The 2,541-nt window shown below is 48.6% G+C and carries 3 protein-coding genes and 1 pseudogene; all 4 read left to right on the plus strand.

Going from position 1 to position 2,541, the window contains the following annotated elements:
* Positions 1–362, plus strand: a pseudogene (locus CV014_RS29285) (2,3-bisphosphoglycerate-independent phosphoglycerate mutase); the annotation flags it as partial.
* A gap of 10 nt (positions 363–372) precedes the next feature.
* Entirely contained in the window at positions 373–861 is a 489-nt protein-coding gene (locus CV014_RS29290) for a heme-binding domain-containing protein (RefSeq protein ID WP_236145220.1), read from the plus strand.
* A gap of 21 nt (positions 862–882) precedes the next feature.
* Positions 883–1,389, plus strand: a complete 507-nt coding sequence (locus CV014_RS29295; RefSeq protein ID WP_236145221.1) for a hypothetical protein — start codon at positions 883–885, stop codon at positions 1,387–1,389.
* A 49-nt stretch (positions 1,390–1,438) separates the two neighbouring features.
* The coding region (locus CV014_RS29300) for a TonB-dependent receptor plug domain-containing protein (RefSeq protein ID WP_236145222.1) at positions 1,439–2,541 on the plus strand (1,103 nt) is incomplete at its 3' end.

A 2,541-nucleotide genomic window follows, 5' to 3' on the forward strand; every position in this document is an offset into this window, starting at 1 on the left:
TTTTCTGTATTAACTATGCCAATGCAGACATGGTGGGCCATACTGGCGTGTGGGAAGCGGCCATAAAAGCTGCCGAAACTGTAGATAAATGTGTCGAACGTGTAATAACGGCGGCATTATCGAAAGGGTACACGATCTTGCTGACAGCAGACCATGGAAATTCAGACTACATGATCAACGAAGATGGCACGCCGAATACAGCCCATACACTGAACCCGGTACCACTTTTTTTGATCGATAATGAATACAGGGGGATCCTGCACCCGGGAAAACTGGGAGATATCGCCCCCACTATTCTCACGATCATGGGCCTGCCCGTACCAGAACAAATGACCGGAAATATATTGACAGCACCGAAATAAAACCCCTGCCATGTTTAAAAAAATCATGCTCTTTTTACTGGCCGTCCTGGTGATTATCCAGTTTATTCATCCGAAAAAGAATAAAGCCGACGGTCCGCAACCCAACTTTGTGGGTGCTGTATACCCGATGCCGGACAACGTAAAAGCCGTGTTTGCCAAAGCCTGCAATGATTGCCACAGCAATAATACCCGCTATCCCTGGTACGCCATGCTGCAACCGGTGCATTGGTGGATGAATAAACATATCGAGGATGGTAAACGTCATATTAACTATGATGAATATACCAATAAGCCCCTTCGCTACCAGTACCATAAAATGGAAGAAACAATTGAGATGGTGAAAGAAGGCGAAATGCCCCTTAAATCCTATACCTGGACACACAAGGACGCCCTGCTCACGGATGCAGAAAAAGCTGCGATAACCGGCTATGCACAATCGGTTATGGACAGTATGAAGGTACGCTACCCCCTGGATAGCCTGGTTCGCCGGAAAAATTAATACCTTCGCCGGTGAAACAACGTGCGCCAACGCATTCAACATATTACCAAAACCTGTTTTCTCCTGCTGGCAATATTGCCGGTGGTACTTGTATCCCTGCTGTATACCGCACAATTACGGGCCCGCCACAGGAATGAAGAGCGGCTGGAGCACGCCCTCCTCCACACGATAACCATACCGGCCCAACAGTTGCAATGGGCTATACCCGGAAAAGAAGCCTGGATCGGTGCTGAACTGTTTGATGTAAAATCCATCACACGCACGGCCGACGGAAATTATAAACTGACCGGGCTCTTTGACCACGAGGAGTCAATGGTAGTACACCATGTAAAAAACCAGGAACGTAAAGAAGCCGAACAAAACTCCCGCCTGCTGGACAAACTATTTAAGATGCTGGGCGCTACCTTGCGGCCCGTGGGATTGTACACCCATACCCCAGCCACAACTGCTACACCCGAAAACGGTTTGTACACGCACACACTTTCCCGGGAAATAAAAGAATGTACGTCGCCTCCCCCGGAGGCCTGATTACTGCTTTTTTATCCAGTAATCATTCTTTCACGACAAAACGTTTCTCATGAGAAAATTTGCACTCTTGTGTGCAATGCTCGCATGCGTATGCACAGCATTTGCGCAAAAAACACTTTCCGGAAAAATCAAAGATAAATCGACCAATACACCGCTGGCTGGCGCCACGGTTTCCGCAGGCGGAAAAGCAATTGCTACCACTGACCAGGAAGGCAACTTCCGCATCGATTGCGGCAAATACAATCACATCACTGTTTCGTTTGTAGGCTATGAAACTACTATTGTCGCTGTTAAAAACTGCGATGAAGCGCTGACAGTATCCCTGCAGTCTGTTTCCCAGGAGATGGGCAACGTGGAAATCACTGCCACCTCGGCGCAGAATAAATCAATTCTTCACCAACCGGCATCCATTACCAAACTCGGCACCACCGAGCTCAAACGCGGCACCGGTCTGTTCCTGGATGATGCCATTAATGGCAACGTGCCCGGTGTAACAATGAACCGGCGTTCCATTTCCGGCGGACAGCAACTGAATATCCGTGGTTATGGCAACGGTGCCCGCGGCACAAGAGGTATCAGCAGCAACTTCGACGGACAAGGCTATAAACTGTACCTGAATGGAATTCCCGTTACCGATGCGGAAGGTATTACCACATTTGATGATATTGACTTTTCTTCCATCGGTAATGTGGAAGTAGTGAAAGGTCCCGCCGGTACCGTGTATGGCCTCGCGATTGCCGGCGCCGTTAACCTGGAAACCATAAAACCCGCAAAGGGCAAAACAACCATCGGGCAGGATGTACTGGCCGGAAACTATGGCTTACTCCGGCTTACCACCCATCTTGGAACCAGTACAGACAAGTCGTCTGTATTGCTTAACTATGGACACCAGTACACAGATGGTGCCGCTTATCACAATGAATCTACCAAGGACTTTGTCAATTTCTCCGGCCAATTTCAGCCAAATGATAAACAAGAGATCAACACTTATGTCGGGTATTCCAATAGCTACGATGAACGGATGGGTGAACTTACCCTCACCCAATGGGCTAACAAAGATTATTCCGGCAATCCTGAATATATCAAACGAAACGCGCACAGCCACGTAGTAACCTTTCGTGCCGGTGTGGGCCATACCTGGCACTTCAGCAA

Origin of the sequence: Nostoc sp. CMAA1605 (assembly GCF_021596505.1) — a bacterium.
Lineage (GTDB): Bacteria > Cyanobacteriota > Cyanobacteriia > Cyanobacteriales > Nostocaceae > Trichormus.

What these genes read in the sequence shown, in the direction of transcription:
- CV014_RS29290 (WP_236145220.1), top strand. Translation starts at nt 373, where the DNA reads ATGTTTAAAAAAATCATGCTCTTTTTACTGGCCGTCCTGGTGATTATC.